General features: G+C 39.4%; 19 protein-coding genes. 7 read left to right on the top strand and 12 right to left on the bottom strand.

Features of this window, described 5'->3' with window-relative positions; all coding sequences use genetic code 11:
• Window positions 1-123 precede the first annotated feature (123 nt).
• From trmD to rpsP, 6 genes are all read right to left on the bottom strand, one after another.
• Complete coding sequence (gene trmD, locus BAU15_RS07280) at window positions 124-861, bottom strand: tRNA (guanosine(37)-N1)-methyltransferase TrmD (RefSeq protein WP_161842079.1); 738 nt, start codon at window positions 859-861, stop codon at window positions 124-126.
• Window positions 851-1,375: a ribosome maturation factor RimM gene (gene rimM / locus BAU15_RS07285; protein ID WP_161842080.1), complete on the bottom strand. Its 525-nt coding sequence runs from the start codon at window positions 1,373-1,375 to the stop codon at window positions 851-853. The genes trmD and rimM overlap by 11 nt, the downstream gene beginning before the upstream one ends.
• A 163-nt stretch (window positions 1,376-1,538) precedes the next feature.
• Window positions 1,539-2,000, bottom strand: a complete 462-nt coding sequence (locus BAU15_RS07290; protein WP_161842081.1) for a GNAT family N-acetyltransferase — start codon at window positions 1,998-2,000, stop codon at window positions 1,539-1,541.
• Between the two features lie 222 nt (window positions 2,001-2,222).
• On the bottom strand, window positions 2,223-3,077 hold the full coding sequence (locus BAU15_RS07295) for a hypothetical protein (RefSeq protein WP_237580152.1): 855 nt from the start codon (window positions 3,075-3,077) through the stop codon (window positions 2,223-2,225).
• Window positions 3,078-3,441: 364 nt separating this feature from the next.
• Entirely contained in the window at window positions 3,442-3,687 is a 246-nt protein-coding gene (locus tag BAU15_RS07300; protein ID WP_161842082.1) for a KH domain-containing protein, read from the bottom strand.
• Between the two features lie 11 nt (window positions 3,688-3,698).
• Complete coding sequence (rpsP, locus tag BAU15_RS07305; RefSeq protein ID WP_010769040.1) at window positions 3,699-3,974, bottom strand: 30S ribosomal protein S16; 276 nt, start codon at window positions 3,972-3,974, stop codon at window positions 3,699-3,701.
• 380 nt (window positions 3,975-4,354) lie between these two features.
• On the opposite strand from rpsP, the gene BAU15_RS07310 reads away from it, so the two are divergent.
• Window positions 4,355-4,912 (top strand): NADPH-dependent FMN reductase, encoded by a 558-nt coding sequence (locus BAU15_RS07310; protein ID WP_161842083.1) that lies wholly within the window; start codon window positions 4,355-4,357, stop codon window positions 4,910-4,912.
• Between the two features lie 103 nt (window positions 4,913-5,015).
• On the opposite strand, the gene BAU15_RS07315 is transcribed toward BAU15_RS07310, so the two are convergent.
• Window positions 5,016-5,546, bottom strand: coding sequence for a dihydrofolate reductase family protein (locus tag BAU15_RS07315; protein ID WP_161842084.1), 531 nt, complete (start codon window positions 5,544-5,546; stop codon window positions 5,016-5,018).
• A 309-nt stretch (window positions 5,547-5,855) separates the two neighbouring features.
• Here BAU15_RS07315 and BAU15_RS07320 point away from each other — a divergent pair, with 309 nt between their 5' ends.
• The 4 genes from BAU15_RS07320 to BAU15_RS07335 are packed head-to-tail and all read left to right on the top strand — an operon-like array spanning window position 5,856 to window position 8,891.
• A complete protein-coding gene (locus BAU15_RS07320; protein WP_161842085.1) occupies window positions 5,856-6,245 on the top strand; it encodes a GntR family transcriptional regulator in 390 nt (129 codons plus the stop codon).
• A complete protein-coding gene (locus BAU15_RS07325) occupies window positions 6,235-7,122 on the top strand; it encodes an ATP-binding cassette domain-containing protein (protein WP_161842086.1) in 888 nt (295 codons plus the stop codon). Before BAU15_RS07320 ends, BAU15_RS07325 begins: the two co-directional genes overlap by 11 nt.
• A gap of 9 nt (window positions 7,123-7,131) precedes the next feature.
• Entirely contained in the window at window positions 7,132-8,364 is a 1,233-nt protein-coding gene (locus tag BAU15_RS07330) for a SoxR reducing system RseC family protein (protein ID WP_161842087.1), read from the top strand.
• A gap of 2 nt (window positions 8,365-8,366) precedes the next feature.
• The gene (locus BAU15_RS07335) at window positions 8,367-8,891 is read left to right on the top strand and encodes a VanZ family protein (protein WP_161842088.1); all 525 of its coding nucleotides are present in this window, start codon (window positions 8,367-8,369) and stop codon (window positions 8,889-8,891) included.
• A gap of 104 nt (window positions 8,892-8,995) precedes the next feature.
• On the opposite strand, the gene ffh is transcribed toward BAU15_RS07335, so the two are convergent.
• Genes ffh through BAU15_RS07350 form a run of 3 tightly spaced genes read right to left on the bottom strand, consistent with a single transcriptional unit; the run spans window position 8,996 to window position 11,252 of the window.
• A complete protein-coding gene (gene ffh / locus BAU15_RS07340) occupies window positions 8,996-10,414 on the bottom strand; it encodes a signal recognition particle protein (RefSeq protein WP_161842089.1) in 1,419 nt (472 codons plus the stop codon).
• 15 nt (window positions 10,415-10,429) lie between these two features.
• Window positions 10,430-10,768 carry a putative DNA-binding protein gene (locus BAU15_RS07345; RefSeq protein ID WP_161842090.1) on the bottom strand — a complete coding sequence of 113 codons (339 nt, stop codon included), beginning with the start codon at window positions 10,766-10,768 and terminating at the stop codon, window positions 10,430-10,432.
• A 10-nt stretch (window positions 10,769-10,778) separates the two neighbouring features.
• On the bottom strand, window positions 10,779-11,252 hold the full coding sequence (locus tag BAU15_RS07350) for a 2-thiouracil desulfurase family protein (protein ID WP_161842091.1): 474 nt from the start codon (window positions 11,250-11,252) through the stop codon (window positions 10,779-10,781).
• 296 nt (window positions 11,253-11,548) lie between these two features.
• Here BAU15_RS07350 and BAU15_RS07355 point away from each other — a divergent pair, with 296 nt between their 5' ends.
• Window positions 11,549-12,259 carry a response regulator transcription factor gene (locus BAU15_RS07355; RefSeq protein WP_161842092.1) on the top strand — a complete coding sequence of 237 codons (711 nt, stop codon included), beginning with the start codon at window positions 11,549-11,551 and terminating at the stop codon, window positions 12,257-12,259.
• Window positions 12,256-14,064 (top strand): sensor histidine kinase, encoded by a 1,809-nt coding sequence (locus BAU15_RS07360; RefSeq protein WP_161842093.1) that lies wholly within the window; start codon window positions 12,256-12,258, stop codon window positions 14,062-14,064. The genes BAU15_RS07355 and BAU15_RS07360 overlap by 4 nt, the downstream gene beginning before the upstream one ends.
• 99 nt (window positions 14,065-14,163) lie before the next feature.
• Here the strand turns inward: BAU15_RS07360 and BAU15_RS07365 are convergent, their stop codons facing one another.
• The gene (locus BAU15_RS07365; RefSeq protein WP_161842094.1) at window positions 14,164-15,051 is read right to left on the bottom strand and encodes a phosphate ABC transporter substrate-binding protein; all 888 of its coding nucleotides are present in this window, start codon (window positions 15,049-15,051) and stop codon (window positions 14,164-14,166) included.
• A gap of 184 nt (window positions 15,052-15,235) precedes the next feature.
• Window positions 15,236-16,690, bottom strand: coding sequence for a glycoside hydrolase family 1 protein (locus BAU15_RS07370; protein ID WP_161842095.1), 1,455 nt, complete (start codon window positions 16,688-16,690; stop codon window positions 15,236-15,238).
• Window positions 16,691-16,700: the final 10 nt, after the last annotated feature.

A 16,700-nucleotide genomic window follows, 5' to 3' on the forward strand; every position in this document is an offset into this window, starting at 1 on the left:
TTTCTTTCTTTTATAAATAATAATCGACAAATTAGTTGAGCAGACCTAGATTTTGTGACTTCGTTTTATCGCAAAAATCGTCTGGCTCCCCTCCTCATACAAAGGTTTAGCCAAACGATTTACTTATGCTTCTTCTTTTTTGATTTCTTCTAACAGTTTTTTCATCTCATCTGTCATTTCAAGCTTATCTAACATATCTGGGCGGCGCAAATAAGTTCGTCGTAAGGACTCTTTTAATTGCCACTCGGCGATTAATTTGTGGTTCCCATTTGTCAAAACTTCAGGAACTGCCATGTCATTAAACTCAGCTGGTCGTGTATACTGCGGATGTTCAAGTAAACCTGTCGAATGTGAATCGGTTTGAGCGGAGGTGTTGTTGCCTAAGACATCCGGCAATAAGCGAACGGTAGCGTCGATCATGACCATCGCCCCTAACTCGCCCCCTGTCAACACGTAGTCTCCCAGCGAAACTTCATCGGTCACTAACGAACGAATGCGTTCATCATAGCCTTCGTAATGGCCACAAATGAAGACTAAATGTTCCTCCTCAGAGAACTCCTCAGCCATTTTCTGATTAAACTGTTTTCCAGCTGGATCTAACAAAATGACTCTCTTTTTAGTCTCAGGAGTTTCTTCTTCGATTGCTCTCAGATTATCGTAGATTGGCTGAACCTTTAGGAGCATTCCAGCTCCACCGCCGTATGGATAATCATCGACAGCTTGATGTTTATTGTCGGAGAATTCCCGGAAATTCGAGACATTGATTTCCAATAAGTCTTTTTCCACGGCTTTTCCGATGATTGATTCGCCCATCGGTCCCTCAAACATACGAGGGAACAAAGTCAGCACATCAATTCTCATCGTCTAACAATCCTTCCGGTATTTCAACCTGCACGACGCCACTTTCCAAATCAATCTGTTTCACCACAGAGTCGATATATGGAATTAAAGCATCTTTTTTCTTCGGCCGTTGCACAACCCAGACATCATTGGCACCTGGTGAAAGAATTTCTTTAATTTTGCCTAGTTCCTCACCTGTTTCATCCACGACAGTCAGTCCAATGATTTGGTGATAGTAGAATTCGCCATCGTTTAAATCAACAAGATCGTCCTTTGAAACTTTTAAAATACCATCGCGATATTTTTCAACATCGTTGATATTTGGATGTCCTTCAAAGCTTAAAATGTTGAAATTTTTATGTTTACGGTGACTTTTAACAATCAATTTAATCGGTGCTTTCTTGTCTTGAAATAAGAGCAACGTTGCCCCTACTTTGTAACGTTCATCTGGGAAATCCGTTTGTGAAATGACCCGCACTTCACCTTTGATGCCTTGTGTATTTACAATTTTTCCTACATTAAGATATTCAGTCAAAAAGGTTTCCTCATTTCTTTGGTTATCCGTTTCATTTTAGCACGAGTGACAAAGGAATTCCACGCGTTTTGCGTATATTTATCATGAGACGCTCAGCTATTCATTTTCTAGCCCAGCGTTTCGAATTAAATTCCCTTTTCAGCTCGAAGGTTCGATCATCTACTTATATAGCACGTATCATCTGCAAACAAGGGTTCTCAGGCCCCCATAAATCAGGAAATATTTGTACTTCGCAAAAGCCGGCTGCTCGATAAAAAGCTCGTGTTTTCTGGTAATAGATATCTGGATGCGTGTCGGCTAAGGTTTTTACTTGTAAAAATAAGTAGCCACGTTCCTTACACCAACGGAGCGTTTCCTCGATCAGATGATGACCGTAGCCCTGTCTCTGTGCTGATTTTAAGATACCCATGCAATCAATTTCAGCTGTTTTTTCGGCAGTTTGTTTGATCGACAAAAAGCCGACGACTTCATTTCCAACGCTAACGAAAAGTGTTGCATAGTTCTTGGTATTAGCGATGTATTCTTTGGTCGATTCAGGCAAGCCAAACCATTCAGGTAAATCAGTCAAAACTTTCTCTGCCCCAGCGGCTCGTCTGTTGGCATCCGCTTCCCAATAAATGTTCATAAAAGCCTCCTATAGATTGTCATTTCTTCTATTATAACAGGTGGAGTTTGTTGAAACGAGGCTTAGATGAATTCCGGTTGATAGATATTTATTTTCTGACAGGTTGAACGCGCAAGTCTACTAAAAAGATAAGGCTAAAAATATATAAAAGTGCTAGAAAGTATCTCGCAAAACTTTTCGCGAAAAACTTCCTAGCACCCGTAAATTCCCTACGTATTCAATTTATTGATTCATTGAAACAGCCATTTGCAAGGCGCTCATCGCGTCTTGATGGGTTACTGTGTAGACGACAGTGCCATCTTGCCACACGACTTGGTTGGCTTTGGCATCCGCTTTATTCATATCTAAAGTGATTTGGCCATTGTCTTTTGGTGCAGGCAGTGCTGCTTTTTCAAGATATTCAACGACCTGTTTTGCTAACGTCTGTGGTTCTTGGCCTTCAATGTTACTTGCGCGAACGACTAAATTCCAGTTACCTTCTTCCCATGAGAGATAACTTGAGCCAGCCGCCCCCTGTTGGTAGCCGGTAATGCCGTAGCCTAGATCAACTTTTTGTCCACCATTATCACTAATTGGATTAACCGCAGTAGTTGCTTCTGCTACACTATTAAATGTGTTTTTTAAATAAGAAGCCACCGGGGTTTCCATATTTAATTGTTTCGAATTTAAGACTAACGGTCTGTCTAAAGCAAAGTATAGGACAGAAAGCTTTTGATTGTTCCCGTCAGATGCGACATTTAGATAAGCACCTTCGTTGATTGGTACCGTTGTTGGCAGTAAAACCTCGGGGTACGCGGAAACCAATTGTGCCGGTGCATCGGTTGTTGCTTCAGAACCTGTTTGATTATTCGTAGAGCTAGAAGTTTCAGAGTTTTTTGTAGATGAGCTGTTTTTCGATTCGCTACTTTTTTCAGATGTTTCACTTGTTTTAGTCGTAGAACTTACGTTGCTGCTTGTACTAGTCGAGCTTGCTACGACAGATGAGTTACTTGTTGACGATTCTTCGGTATTGTTCGTTTTTCCACAAGCACCTAGAATAAACGGCACAAGTAGTAAAAGTAAATAAGTCTTTTTCATTGAGAACGCCTCCTTTGACACAATTATACCCTTTTTTATTTTAAGAAAAAAGGAAAACACTCGAATCCTAAGAAATGAGTGAGGAAATAAGGTAGAAAAAATACCAAGTGTAACATTATTAATCTTTATCGTCCTCAGTTGTTCAAGATTTATAGTCTCCATTCATCTATCTACCTTGCCAGATGAAAATAACACAGGCAATCTGTGTAGTAGCTACCATATCAGCAGGCCTCTGTCCTTCTATAAACTATAGCTCAATCATATTAGCAGAAAAAAACATAAAAGCTTGCCCCTTTTTTGCCCCTTTTGGTGTTCAACACAAGAAAAAAAGCGCCTAAACACTATGGTCTAGGCACTTACAAATTTATTTTCCGTCTAAGATGTTTAGACGAACCTTTTTTGGTCCTTCTGTTCGAACGCCGTAAACAATGGTTCTGATTGCTTTCGCAACGCGCCCTTGTTTGCCGATGATGCGGCCGATATCTTCAGGAGCCACAGTCAAATTGTATTCATAGAAATCATCAGATTCTACAATGTTCAATTCAACTTCTTCTGGTTTAGAGACAAGTGGACGAACGATCGTTAAGACTAATTCTCGCAAATCTTTCATATCCAATCACCCTATTTCTTTACGAATTTAGCTTCGTGGTGTTTCTTCATAACGCCTTCTTTTGAAAGGATGTTACGAACAGTATCAGAAGGTTGCGCACCTTTTGACAACCAGTCTAAAACTAAATCTTCTTTTAAAACTACTTCTGCAGGATCTTTCAAAGGATTGTAAGTCCCTACAGTTTCGATGAAACGTCCATCACGAGGAGAACGAGAATCAGCTACAACAATACGGTAAAAAGGACTCTTTTTAGAACCCATACGTTTTAAACGAATTTTAACTGCCATTATATAATTACACCTCCATTAATTTATTCACAAGAGCTAGTTTACCAGTTTTTTTGTGACCTGTAAAGCTTTTTTTCTTTACAGCTGATAAAAAGCTGAATTCTTTTATTATTTACAGGAAAACGGTCTGGAATTTAAAGAGTACATACAGCTAGAACGTTCGCTAAAAACCCTGCCCTTTTTCGGAATGTATTTGTGGAAAATAGCCAAAATATTTCTAACCTATCTTCAGATTTTTTCATCAGCGATATTCCTACTTATCTCACGATTTCCCAAAAATAATATGAGTTATAAATTCGCGAGTGTCTTTCTTTGCAAATTTCCCGAGCCAGACTTATCATTAGTAAGTAGAGTTGATTTAAACAAGGAGGAAATATTTTATGACAAAAAAAATTGGATTTTTAGTAGGTAGTTTAAGAAAAGATTCATTCAGTAAGAAAGTTGCTAAAGCAATTGCAGGCTTATTCCCTGCGGATTTCGAGCCAGTTTTCATCGCATTAGATGAGATTGACATGTATAACCAAGATTTTGATGATGAAAATCGTGTCCCTGCTTCTTGGACAACTTTCCGTAATGAAGTGAAAGAAATGACTGGATTTGTTTTCGTGACACCTGAGTACAATCGTTCAGTTCCAGCTGTCTTGAAAAATGCTTTAGATGTGGGTTCAAGACCTTATGGTGAAAGTGCGTGGGATGGCAAACCTGGTTTAGTCGTTAGTGTTTCACCTGGTGCGATTAGCGGATTTGGTGCCAACCATCATTTACGTCAATCATTAGTCTTCCTAAATGTTCCTACTTTGCAACAACCAGAAGCTTACCTAGGTAATGTCACAGAAATGTTTAATGAAGATGGTACAATTATTGAAGGTACTATGAACTTCTTGAAAACAATTGTGGATACGTATGTTCCTTTCTATGAAGCAAATAAAAAAGCCTAATCCAAAGGTGCAACTAGACATGACTTTGAAATTTTATGAATAATTAATTGAAAAGTGTGAGACAACCAGCAAAATAGTCGGTTGTCTCACACTTTTTTTGCCTTTATTCAGCTTGTTTCTTACGCAAATGCAGTTCCGCGAAATTACCAAGTTTTTCGACTTCCAGTAGTTCTAATTGATTGCGATAAGTTCCCTCTTCGAATAAACGAATGCCTTTTCCTAAAAGAACCGGTGTAAATTGAATCCACCACTCATCGATCATATCCTCTTCTAACAATGGTTTTAACAAATTGCCACCACCGATAATCCAGATATCTTTGCCCTCTTCTGCCCTTAATTTCTTTACGAATTGGACTAGATCTTCTGAAATAAAAGTAAAACCTTCTTTATCTTCTTGAGAACTACGTGAAAAAACGTAATTTGTTTGATCTGGATAAAGATTTTCTCCTTCAGAATACATTAAGGCCTCTTCAAAGGTTTTTCTGCCCATAATAGTTGTATCAATTGTATCTATAAATGCCTCATAATTCATGGGTGTCCCATTATCAGCATCAAATAGCCATTGTAAGCTACGCGACTCATCCGCAAGGTAGCCATCTAAACTAACACCACCGTAAAAAACAATTTTTCTCATAGAATCGTTCCCCTTTTCCTTTGTGTCTATTGATATTCTACCAAAGATTGAGTTTTTCATGGGGATTTTTGTACTTTTAGTTTTTGCCTAAAAACTTCCTGTGCAAAATTTCTGTCATGGGATCACTGCCTCTCTTTTTCACTTGATTCACCTCTTAAAAGGTTCTGAAACTATTCGCTTACCGATTATTTTATTTTTATTAAGTTTTTATTGTATTCCTTAATAAAAAGAAATAAGTTATTTACTATTTCAAGTGTACTATGTATACTAGTACACGTAAACACACTTTGATTGTGAAAGGAGCTATCAATGGTTTCTATTAATAAAACCAGTAGTAAGCCTTATTATGAACAGTTGATGTTAAGTATCAAGCAAGAAATTTTGCAAGGTGTCTTAGTCGCTGGGGATAAACTTCCGTCTGTTCGCGAGCTGGCTCGTGATTTAATGATGAATCCTAACACCATTAGTAAAGCTTATAAGTTACTGGAAAATGAACAAGTATTGATTACTGTTAAAGGAAAAGGAACGTTTGTAAAAAAGTCTGATTCCACTCAACGTGATGACTTTCGTATTCAAATGCTCAAAGGGAAGCTGAAGGATTTATTCATTGAAGCGGGGCATTTACAGGTTACTCATGAAGAATTAGTTGAGTGGATACAAGAATCCGAAGAGATGTGGGGAATGAAAAATGAAGATTGAGATGGTTTCAAAAAAGATTAATGGTAGACAAATTTTGTCAGATATTAATTTTACAACAAATACCAATGAAATAATTGGTTTGATTGGTCGAAATGGATCTGGAAAGACGAGTCTTTTTCGGACGTTAGCTGGACATTATCTTGTAGATAGTGGAGAAGTTTTAATTGAAGGGAAAAATATTTTTATCCATCCGGAGTTAAAGACACATATCTTTTACATCGATGAGCAGATTAACTTCTTCTCTACCTATTCGTTAAAAAAGATTGGGAAGTTTTATCAGACTGCCTACCCTAACTTTGATGGGAAACAATTTTCGGAGTTAATGAAAAGCAATAATTTGCCTATTAATAAAAGTTTTCGGACAATTTCAAAAGGAATGCAGGGCTTATTCAAAATTGTTCTAGCGATTTGTTCGAACGCCCCCTATATTCTCTTAGATGAACCCTTTGATGGACTTGATGTGATTGTCAAAAAGAATGTCATTCGTTTACTATTGGAAAGTCTATCTGATGGTGATCGAACGGTCATTATTTCTTCGCACAATTTAAATGAGTTAGAAGGTATTATTGACCGAGCGTTAATTATAAAAGACGCGACCATCAAGCTAGATTACCAGTTGGAAGAGATGCGCGCACAGGCTAGAAAAGTTCAGATGGTCTTTCGTACCAAGAAAGTACCTCCTTTCATTAAAGAAAATTGCAAGCTGCTGCGGATTCAAGGACGCGTAATTATCGCCATTTTCGAGAATTACACCGAAGAAGTAGAGCAGAAAATTCGTGAAGTAGATCCGGTGTTATTTGAGGAATTACCGCTCACATTAGAAGATTTATTTGAAGCAAATTTGAGTCAAGAATCAGACTACCAATTGTTTAACTAGGAGGACAAAATGAACGTACAAGTAAAAGAAGTCATGAAGGAACGATACGGGAAAGTCGTTCTTATAGGTGTTATATTAATCGCGTTATACTATATTTTTGTGATTCAAAGTGGCATCAGTAATTGGCATTCCGAACAACAATATTATCAATCAGAGGAGTTCGTGCAGCTTTATAACGAGGATCCGGAATCTTATGCCCGAGATTGGGATAACGAGACCCCCATTCCTTACGACTCGATTGAGCACTATATCAAGGATCAATCCTATCTTTATGATAGCTATCCACTCGGTTCACAATTGGTAACTGATATTGATAAAAGTCAAAAAACGTTGGATTATGAGACTGGTTATAGCAGTATGACGATGTTTGAAAATGCTCAAATCTTTTTAGTTATCTTTTTTTTCATCGGATTTCTGTTATTTTTTATAGACTTAAAAACGAATTTTAATACCTTCTTATTTTCTCTCGGAACGACACGGACACAAATTTTTAAAGAAAAACTAAAAGCGGTGGCGCTGCCTTTATTTGGTATATTATTGGTGGGTAAGCTCGCCTTCATCGCAAGTATCTATATTTTTATCCCCAATCAATTTGTCAATATTCAGCTGAGTACCTTGTTATTGACGGCATTATACGGCTATGTCGCGACATTTTTCTTCTTTGCTTGGGGCATGTTCATTGGCACATTGTCCGGCAATCTTATTTTCGGCAGTGGTATGGCTCTCGCTTTTATTAGCTCGTTGATCTTCCTCGGGCCACCGGTCATCATGCAATTGACCTACGTTAAAGATAATTTTCATTATCATAACGATTATGTGACTCCAAGCACGTATTTCTCGCTGAACTTCGATATTGATAAATACAGCCCAACGGCGATTGTCTATCTGTTCTTTCTAGCGATTGGCGTGATTCTCTTGTTTGCTAGCTGGCGCGCCTATCAGCACATTTCTCTGGAAAATAGTAGTCAAACGATTCTCGTTGATAAATATCGCCTACCTATTACGTTATTGATTACGGCCTATTCTTGTTTCATTATTTGGTCGTTGAATTATAGTGCTGCTCTGACAATTTTGCCTGGAAAACCGCGGTATGTATCCTACTTTATTTCCCGCATCATTATTTCTGGACTAATCATCGGACTAGTCACTTATGGCATGGTCTACTTTGTGCCAATAAAAAATAAAATCCGTGGTTGGCGAGAAAAACGTCGTCAGGCAAAAGGATTATCAATAGGAGAATAATTATGCGTAAAAACCGACTAGAGAATACTTTCTTTTGGGGAATGTTCTGTATCTATCTATTCTTATTACTTCAGGTGGTTTTCTTTAGTCGTATGGAATCATTAGGAGTCGGTCTTCGTTTAGTTAATCTGACCCCCTTTGATTCCATTAAAGACTATATTACCGTAGAGGAAAGCACGGGTTATCGCTTGGACGTCAATATTTGGGGCAATATCTTACTTTTTCTTCCATTGGGAATTTATGTACCTTTGATTAGAAAGAAACGAGCTTTTTTTACCACGATGAGTTTACTGATGGGTCTAAGCGTTTTAATCGAGATTTTGCAATATTCCCTAATGATTGGCAGTGCCGACATTGATGATATCATTTTAAACGTCTTTGGTGGTTTGATCGGTTGGCTCATTTATTGCTTACTTCTAGCCATCAGTAAAACGCCGGAACGAGTCAAAAAAGTCATGGCAGTCCTCAGTACTGTCGCCGGCGTGCCACTGATTCTTATCGTTAGCTACCTGTTTTTAAGAAATTAAGAATTACCTAGTTTAGCAGAAATACAAATATTCCCATGAATAGCACAGCAAAAAAGACTTTATCCTCATTATATTTACGAGGATAAAGTCTTTTTGCAATATTTTTATTTTTTTTTCTTTTTCTTCTTCTTGTTTTTCTTGACCATACGGTTCATCGCCATCTTACCTAGCTTACCTTTAACACCGCCACCAAACATTTGATCCATACCAGGAATGTTCATATCGCCTTTAGACATTTGTTGCATCATCTTGCGAGATTCCTTGAATTGCTTGATCATACGGTTGACTTCTACCACGCTGTTTCCAGAACCTGCCGCAATTCTTCGGCGACGACTTGGATTTAATAAATCTGGGTCTTCTCTTTCAGCCGGCGTCATAGAATAGACCATAGCTTTTTTGCGTTCGACATCTTTTGGATCGACTTTGACGTTTTCGATACCTGGCATTTGGTTCATCCCTGGAATCATTTTTAGTAAATCTTCGATTGGCCCCATGCCCATTACTTGATCAAGCTGCTCGATGAAATCATTAAAGTCGAAGCTGTTTTCACGCATTTTTTGCGCCAGCTCTTCAGCTTTTTTCTCATCATAGTCTTGCTGAGCTTTTTCGATCAGGGTTAGCATATCGCCCATTCCTAAGATTCGGCTAGACATCCGATCTGGATGGAAGATTTCTAAGTCAGTTAATTTTTCACCAGACCCGATAAATTTAATCGGTGCACCGGTCACAGAACGGATTGAAAGTGCCGCCCCACCACGTGTATCGCCATCAAGTTTAGTGATAACAACCCCAGTAATCCCTAACTGTTGGTTAAAGCTATCGGCAACATTGACCGCATCTTGTCCGGTCATAGCATCGACAACTAACAGGATTTCGTTTGGTTCGGCGATTTCTTTGATTTGTTTTAATTCATCCATCAAGGCTTCGTCAATATGCAAACGACCGGCCGTATCAATCAGAACATAATCATTTTTCTTTTCGCGAGCCACGGCCATCCCTTGGCGAACAATCTCAACTGGGCTGACATCAGTGCCCATATCAAAGACTGGGACATCTAATTGTTGACCTAAAACTTTCAATTGGTCAATCGCAGCTGGACGATACACGTCACCAGCAATCATTAATGGGCGAGCATTTTCAGTTTTCATCAAATGCTTAGCTAGTTTCCCAGCAAAAGTTGTTTTACCGGCCCCTTGTAAACCGACCATCATGATGACTGTCGGGATTTTTGGTGATTTGTTTAATTCGACTGTTTCAGAACCTAGTGTTTTAGTCAGCTCTTCATCAACGATTTTGACGATTTGTTGGGCGGGTGATAAGCTATCTAACACTTCTGCCCCAACGGCACGTTCACGCACCCGTTTAGTAAAATCTTTTACAACTTGTAAGTTTACATCGGCTTCAAGTAAAGCTAGGCGGATTTCCCGCATCATTTCCTTGACATCAGCCTCAGATACTTTGCCTTTTTTACGTAATTTGCTCATCGCCTGTTGGAGGCGTTCAGTTAAGCTTTCAAATGCCATAGTTTATTCAGTCCTTTATTCATCAATTTCTTGTATTTTTTTTACTAACTCAGAAAGTGTCTCATCTTTTGGATAATGTTCACTCACATAACTATCTACCTTATCTAGTAATTCCCCTCGGACGATATAATCCGAAAATAAATGCAGCTTTCGCTCATAATCCTCGAGAATTTTTTCGGTCCGCTTGATATTGTCATAAACCGCTTGCCGACTGACCTCATACTCTTCAGCAATCTCCCCTAATGAAAAGTCATCTGCATAGTAAAGCTCCATATAGTTCATTTGCTTTTCTGTCAGCAGAGTAGAATAAAATTCAAAGAGTGCGTTCATCCGATTCGTTTTTTCGATTTGCATGTTTTTCGCCTCATTTTTCAAGTTTTCGCCCTTGTTGCGCCAACCATTCTTCGTCTGATAAAACAATCAGATTTTGCTGTAGAAAGTAGGCTGTAGCTACTCCCACACCGGTTTTACTCTGCCCACTGAACTGGCCATCGTAAATCGTATGACGACCACATGAAGGACTTTTTTCTTTGGTAATCAGTTGTGTGATCCCTTGTTCTTTTAATTTTTTATAAGCAAGAATTGCCCCATTTTTGAAATCTTCAGTAACATCTTTCCCCGTATTAGTCACGACACTTGCTTGACCACGCCAAACATCATAGCCATCACCACCGACAATTTCGGCGGGCTCTCTAGGAATGGGTAGCCCTCCGAGCACTTCTGGGCACACCATAATAGCTGCTCCTTGCTCGACAAGACGTTTCAACGGCTCGACTGTTTTTACTTGTCCATCATAGCGGCATAACACACCACCTAAACAGGCACTGATTCCAATCATAGTGAGACTCCTTTTTATTAGTATAGGCGAATATAAACGAAAAATAAAATCGCTCCCCCATTATACCATTTATTGTGCGCTGACAATAGTCCTAGAAGTCTATTCTGTGCTAAAATGAGGAAGTATGAACTATTTGAAAAAAGATCAATGCTTCATGCTTAATAGAAAAACTAATTAGTGTGCTAAAAATAGAGTGAAGGATCAACCGAAAATAAATTTAAAAATAACTGGGGCACGACTACAATTTGCTCGCAGTTTACTCACGGATTGATTTAGAGAAATAAAGGAGGCAACTCATGAAAAAAGTGCTTGTTGTTGATGATGAACCATCAATTGTTACCTTATTAACCTTTAATTTAGAAAAGGAAGGCTATCAGGTTGTTAGCGCAAGTGATGGGCGCGAAGGCTTAGATTTGGCCCTGAATCAACCGTTTGATTTTATTATTTTAGATGTAATGCTACCGTTTATGGATGGACTAGAAATTACACGTACCTTGCGTCAAGAAAAAATTGATGCACCCATCTTAATGTTAACTGCCAAAGATGACCAAATTGATCGCATTTTAGGCTTAGAGATGGGTGCCGATGATTATTTAACGAAACCCTTTAGTCCCAGAGAAGTGTTGGCTCGAATGAAGGCGATTTTTAGAAGAATGACGCCGCGTCAACCGCAAACAGTGGATGAAGAATTGCCCACAGAAATTTTGCGAGTGGGAACAATCCAGGCAGATTTAACAAATTATCAAGTGACAGTCCAAGATTTAGAGATTATATTGACACCAAAAGAATTCGAATTATTGGTTTATTTTATGAAGCGTAAAGATCGCGTGATTAGTCGGGATACACTGCTAGATCGTATATGGAAATTTGATTTTGCAGGACAAAGTCGAATTGTGGATGTGCATGTGAGCCATCTCAGAGAAAAGATTGAGACGGATCCGAAACATCCACGATATCTGAAAACCGTTCGCGGATTTGGTTATAAATTTCAGGAGCCAGAAGCATGAGATTCTTCAAGAAAAATTCGGAAAGTCTAGTTGCGTTACTGCTATTATTGGTAATTTTTGTCAGCGGTTGGCAACTAATTAATCACTTTTTCCATAATGAAGTGGTTGCGCAACAAGAAACTTATCTGAAGAAAAAAGGTGAATTACTGATTCGACAACTGCAATCCGAATCACTCGTCACTTTCCCTTCTATAAAAAAACAAGACACACCGGCAGATTTGGCGCTCCCTGTGGCAGCGGTGGAGTTGTTAGAAAATTATGTCGTGAATTCGTCAGAACGGGTCACATTACTGAATGGGCAAGGCGAAATTCTTTTCGATACCGCCGATGAACAGCTACAAGGGGAAAGAAATGATCGGCCGGAAGTCCAATCGGTGCTGTCTGGTAGTGCTGTCGGTAGTGCCTTACGAGATAGTGTGACACTTAAGGAAGAATTGCTTTATACTGCCCTACCGATAAAAGATCAGAAGGAGATATTGGGTGTTTTGCGTCTAGCGGAGCCTACCAGTGTTTTCTTACAACAGGCTGCTGGATTTCGTCGCTCAATCTTGATTGTTTTTATCTTGTTTTTCGTTATTATAACAAGTCTGGTACTCTACTTGATTCGGCAAAAAAATCGCCCCATCGAAACCGTCTTACCGGTCTTAAAAAGAATGGTGAGACAACCAGCTCAAGTCGGGGTGATTATGCAGGATTCGGATGAGTGGGCAGAGCTTTATCGGACGATTAATACTTTGAGCGAGCAGATGAGTGAGACTTATCTAGCTTACACAGCTACTGAGGAACAATTTTATACCCTACTTAACGAGTTGATGATTGGCGTTTTTATTATTGATGAAGAAGGTAAATTTGTTCTAGTTAATCCTAAGATGCAAGAGCATTTGGCAATGACTGAATTTGTGCCGGGGCAGCTCTATACAGAAACCCTGACAGATACTCAGTTAATTCGACTCATCCATCAAGTGACAAGTGAGCAGCCAGTGGTGCATGAAGAGCTGCAAATCAAAGAGCCTTATGAACAAGTCTTATCATTCAGCTTACGTTATTTAACACAAGCTTCTAAAAATCAAATCATTGGCCTTGCGTATGACTTAACACGCGTCAGACGTTTGGAAAAAATGCAGAAAGATTTTGTTGGAAATGTTTCCCATGAATTGAAAACGCCCGTGACTTCATTAATCGGTTTTACGGAAACGTTGTTAGATGGTGCGATGGACGATCCAACCACATTGAAAGAATTTCTACAAATTATGCAAAAAGATGCGCAGCGATTGCAGAAATTAATTCAGGAGATTATTCAACTATCAAAAGATGGCGAATCGGTAGCTTATGAAACGCAAAAAATCGCGGTGCAGCCCCTACTGACGCAATTAATTCAGAGTTATCAAGGGATGTTGAAAGAAAAAGAGGTTCAAATTGAACTGATTGGCATCCCTACCTTAGAGATTGAGACGAAAATGGAATTATTTTACCCAATCATCAAAAATCTAGTCGAAAATGCGATCCAATATTCACCTGAAAAGAGGACCATTCGAATTACTTATGAGCAACAGGCAACCTTCATTCTGGCGGTTCAAGACTATGGGATTGGGATTGATGAAGAAGATCAGGAACGGATTTTTGAACGTTTTTATCGGGTGGACAAAGCGCGTAGCCGACATTCTGGCGGCACTGGTCTGGGTCTGTCGATTGTCCGTGACTATACGCGTCTTTTGGGCGGCTCGGTGAGCGTCGATAGTCATCTCGGACTAGGATCAACCTTTACTATTCACTTGCCTATAGAAAAAGGTCTAACTCAAGAATAAAAATAGAGCAACCACAATCCAACCTATTATTCGTTGGTCGAGTGGTTGCTCTATTTATTTTTTATTAGATTCTGATGGATCGCTTAAGCGTAAGATTTGTTATTTGAGGTTTCCTTCCACATCTCGTTCGACTTTCATTTCTGTAATTGGCAGATAGCCCAATTCCTTTACCGGTCCCTGTTGAATATCATCGGTCATCATGAAGTCTAAGAAGGCTTTAATATCAGCTTCTGGCTGGCCTTTTGTATACATATGCTCGTAAGACCAGATTTCCCAGCTATTGTCTGCTACATTTTCAGCGGTGGGCTCGACGTTGTCTATGCTCAGTGCTTGGATGGACGTATCAAGATATGAGAAGGCTAAATAACTGATTGCTCCCGGAGTCTGCGCCACAATTTGACGGACTGTTCCAGACGAGTCTTGCTCTTGTGCTTGGATAGTTGTTGCTCCATCAAGTCCCCATTTTTCAAAAGTTGCGCGCGTTCCGCTACCATTCGCACGGTTAATCACCGAAATTTTTTCATCCGTACCACCAACCTCTTGCCAGTTGGTAATTTTCCCTGTGAAAATATCGATCAATTGTTGTTTGGAAAGATTTTTCACGTTGACGTCTTTATTCACAACAGGGGCCATACCAATGACTGCTACTTTATGATCCACTAGCTCTTCTGCAGGAATCCCCTCTTTTTCTTCGGCAAAGACATCGGAATTCCCAATCGTCACCGCACCATCAGCAACTTGACTTAAACCAGTTCCACTTCCTCCGCCTTGCACGGAGATTTGGTAGGTTGGATTTTCTTGTGTGAAGCTCGTTTGAGCGGCATCCACTAATGGTTGTAAGGCCGTTGAACCGACGGCGACAATTTTGACTGGTTGATTTGCGCCTGTGTTCTCTGCCCCTCCTCCAGTTTCCGTGGTTTTCGTTGCGTTACCGCATCCTGCGAGTAATAATCCTAAGGCTGTTAATGTAAAAGCTATTTTTTTCATTTGTGTATGCTCCTCTCTCTAAGTACAAGAAAAGCTTACCAATTAGATGTAAATAGTGAATTGATTTGAAGTAAAGAAGTTGTAAAGGACTGTAATGTTTGTGTAAATAGGTTCCCACTAATAAAAAAAGTAGCACCGAATGAACGATGCTACTTGTTGTTTTTTCAGCCTATTTTAATGGTGATTAAGCTAAATTTTTGCCGTTTGTTTCGATGACTTGTTTGTACCAGTCAAATGATTTTTTCTTTGAGCGATTTAACGTTCCATTACCTTCATCATCTAAATCAACATAGACGAAGCCGTAACGTTTACTCATCTCACCAGTTGAGGCACTAACTAAATCAATACAACCCCACGGTGTGTAACCCATCAAATCAACGCCATCAGCGACTGCATCAGCCATCGCTTCCACGTGTTTACGTAAATAATCAATCCGATAGTCGTCATTAATTGAACCATCTGCTTCAACCGTATCGATAGCACCTAAGCCGTTTTCAACGATGAATAAAGGCTTTTCATAGCGATTATATAATTCATTTAAGGCAATGCGTAGCCCTTCAGGGTCAATTTGCCAACCCCACTCGCTAGCTTCTAGGAAAGGATTACGAACGCCACCTAACAGATTTCCAGAAACCATTTCGGCTTCTTCTTCTGACAAGGTTTCATCAATTGCCGCAGACATGTAATAACTAAAGCCAATATAATCTACCGGATAAGCTGCTAGTAAGTCTAAATCTTCTTGAGTAATTTCTAACGCTTGTTCATCCACCCCATATTTTTCATAGGTTCTTTGTGTATAGGCTGGATATTTCCCACGGACTTGAACGTCTGTGCAGAAAAAGTTGAACTCTTGATTTTGAATTAAAGTCGCCATTTGGTTGACTGGATTCGCGTTCATGCTATAAGTTGTCGCGTAGATAATCATACAACCAATTTGAATATTCGGATTAATTTCATGAGCGATTTTAACAGCTTTACTGCTGGCAACAAATTGGTTATGCCAAGCTTGGAAGACATTTTGATAATCGCCGCCCCCATTTGATTGAACCATTCCTTGGCTAAGTGCAGGGAAATGGAAAGCTGAGTTAATTTCGTTAAAGGTCATCCAATAAGTCACTTTTTTGCCATAGCGCGTCAACACAGTGTTAGCAAAGCGTTCATAAAAATCGATTAGCTGACGATTTTTCCAACCACCATATTCTTTGGCTAAATGTAAAGGCATTTCATAATGAGAGATCGTGATAACAGGTTCAATGTTGTGTTTCAAACATTCGTCGATTAGGCCATCATAGAATTTCAAACCTGCTTCGTTTGGTGTTGTTTCGTCCCCTTTAGGGAAGATACGTGTCCAAGCGATGGAGAAACGGTAACATTTGAAGCCCATCTCAGCGAACAAAGCGATGTCTTCTTTGAAGCGATCATAATGATCAATCCCACGGTGGTTCGGGTAAATGTAGTTTTCTGGATCAATCGTCCAGTCAAATTCTTTACTGCCAAGAATCGTAAAACGTTGTTTGCCACCTGGCATTGCATCAGCGACAGAAAGTCCTTTGCCATCGCGATCGAATGCTCCTTCTAATTGATTGGCAGCTGTTGCGCCACCCCATAAAAAGTCTGGTCTAAATGTTTGTTTCGTCATTTTGTGCCCT

The sequence above is a fragment of the Candidatus Enterococcus huntleyi genome (genome assembly GCF_009933175.1).
Classification (GTDB): domain Bacteria; phylum Bacillota; class Bacilli; order Lactobacillales; family Enterococcaceae; genus Enterococcus_K; species Enterococcus_K huntleyi.

Excerpts from the sequence above, each read along its gene's own strand:
- BAU15_RS07350 (WP_161842091.1), bottom strand. The coding sequence starts at position 11,252 with ATGATTGGAATCAGTGCCTGTTTAGGTGGTGTGTTATGCCGCTATGAT.
- BAU15_RS07365 (WP_161842094.1), bottom strand. The coding sequence starts at position 15,051 with ATGAAAAAAATAGCTTTTACATTAACAGCCTTAGGATTATTACTCGCA.
- BAU15_RS07325 (WP_161842086.1), top strand. The coding sequence starts at position 6,235 with ATGAAGATTGAGATGGTTTCAAAAAAGATTAATGGTAGACAAATTTTG.
- BAU15_RS07295 (WP_237580152.1), bottom strand. The coding sequence starts at position 3,077 with ATGAAAAAGACTTATTTACTTTTACTACTTGTGCCGTTTATTCTAGGT.
- rpsP (WP_010769040.1), bottom strand. The coding sequence starts at position 3,974 with ATGGCAGTTAAAATTCGTTTAAAACGTATGGGTTCTAAAAAGAGTCCT.
- BAU15_RS07290 (WP_161842081.1), bottom strand. The coding sequence starts at position 2,000 with ATGAACATTTATTGGGAAGCGGATGCCAACAGACGAGCCGCTGGGGCA.
- BAU15_RS07330 (WP_161842087.1), top strand. The coding sequence starts at position 7,132 with ATGAACGTACAAGTAAAAGAAGTCATGAAGGAACGATACGGGAAAGTC.
- BAU15_RS07370 (WP_161842095.1), bottom strand. The coding sequence starts at position 16,690 with ATGACGAAACAAACATTTAGACCAGACTTTTTATGGGGTGGCGCAACA.
- BAU15_RS07300 (WP_161842082.1), bottom strand. The coding sequence starts at position 3,687 with ATGAAAGATTTGCGAGAATTAGTCTTAACGATCGTTCGTCCACTTGTC.
- BAU15_RS07320 (WP_161842085.1), top strand. The coding sequence starts at position 5,856 with ATGGTTTCTATTAATAAAACCAGTAGTAAGCCTTATTATGAACAGTTG.
- BAU15_RS07360 (WP_161842093.1), top strand. The coding sequence starts at position 12,256 with ATGAGATTCTTCAAGAAAAATTCGGAAAGTCTAGTTGCGTTACTGCTA.
- BAU15_RS07335 (WP_161842088.1), top strand. The coding sequence starts at position 8,367 with ATGCGTAAAAACCGACTAGAGAATACTTTCTTTTGGGGAATGTTCTGT.
- BAU15_RS07315 (WP_161842084.1), bottom strand. The coding sequence starts at position 5,546 with ATGAGAAAAATTGTTTTTTACGGTGGTGTTAGTTTAGATGGCTACCTT.
- BAU15_RS07310 (WP_161842083.1), top strand. The coding sequence starts at position 4,355 with ATGACAAAAAAAATTGGATTTTTAGTAGGTAGTTTAAGAAAAGATTCA.
- trmD (WP_161842079.1), bottom strand. The coding sequence starts at position 861 with ATGAGAATTGATGTGCTGACTTTGTTCCCTCGTATGTTTGAGGGACCG.
- ffh (WP_161842089.1), bottom strand. The coding sequence starts at position 10,414 with ATGGCATTTGAAAGCTTAACTGAACGCCTCCAACAGGCGATGAGCAAA.
- BAU15_RS07355 (WP_161842092.1), top strand. The coding sequence starts at position 11,549 with ATGAAAAAAGTGCTTGTTGTTGATGATGAACCATCAATTGTTACCTTA.
- BAU15_RS07345 (WP_161842090.1), bottom strand. The coding sequence starts at position 10,768 with ATGCAAATCGAAAAAACGAATCGGATGAACGCACTCTTTGAATTTTAT.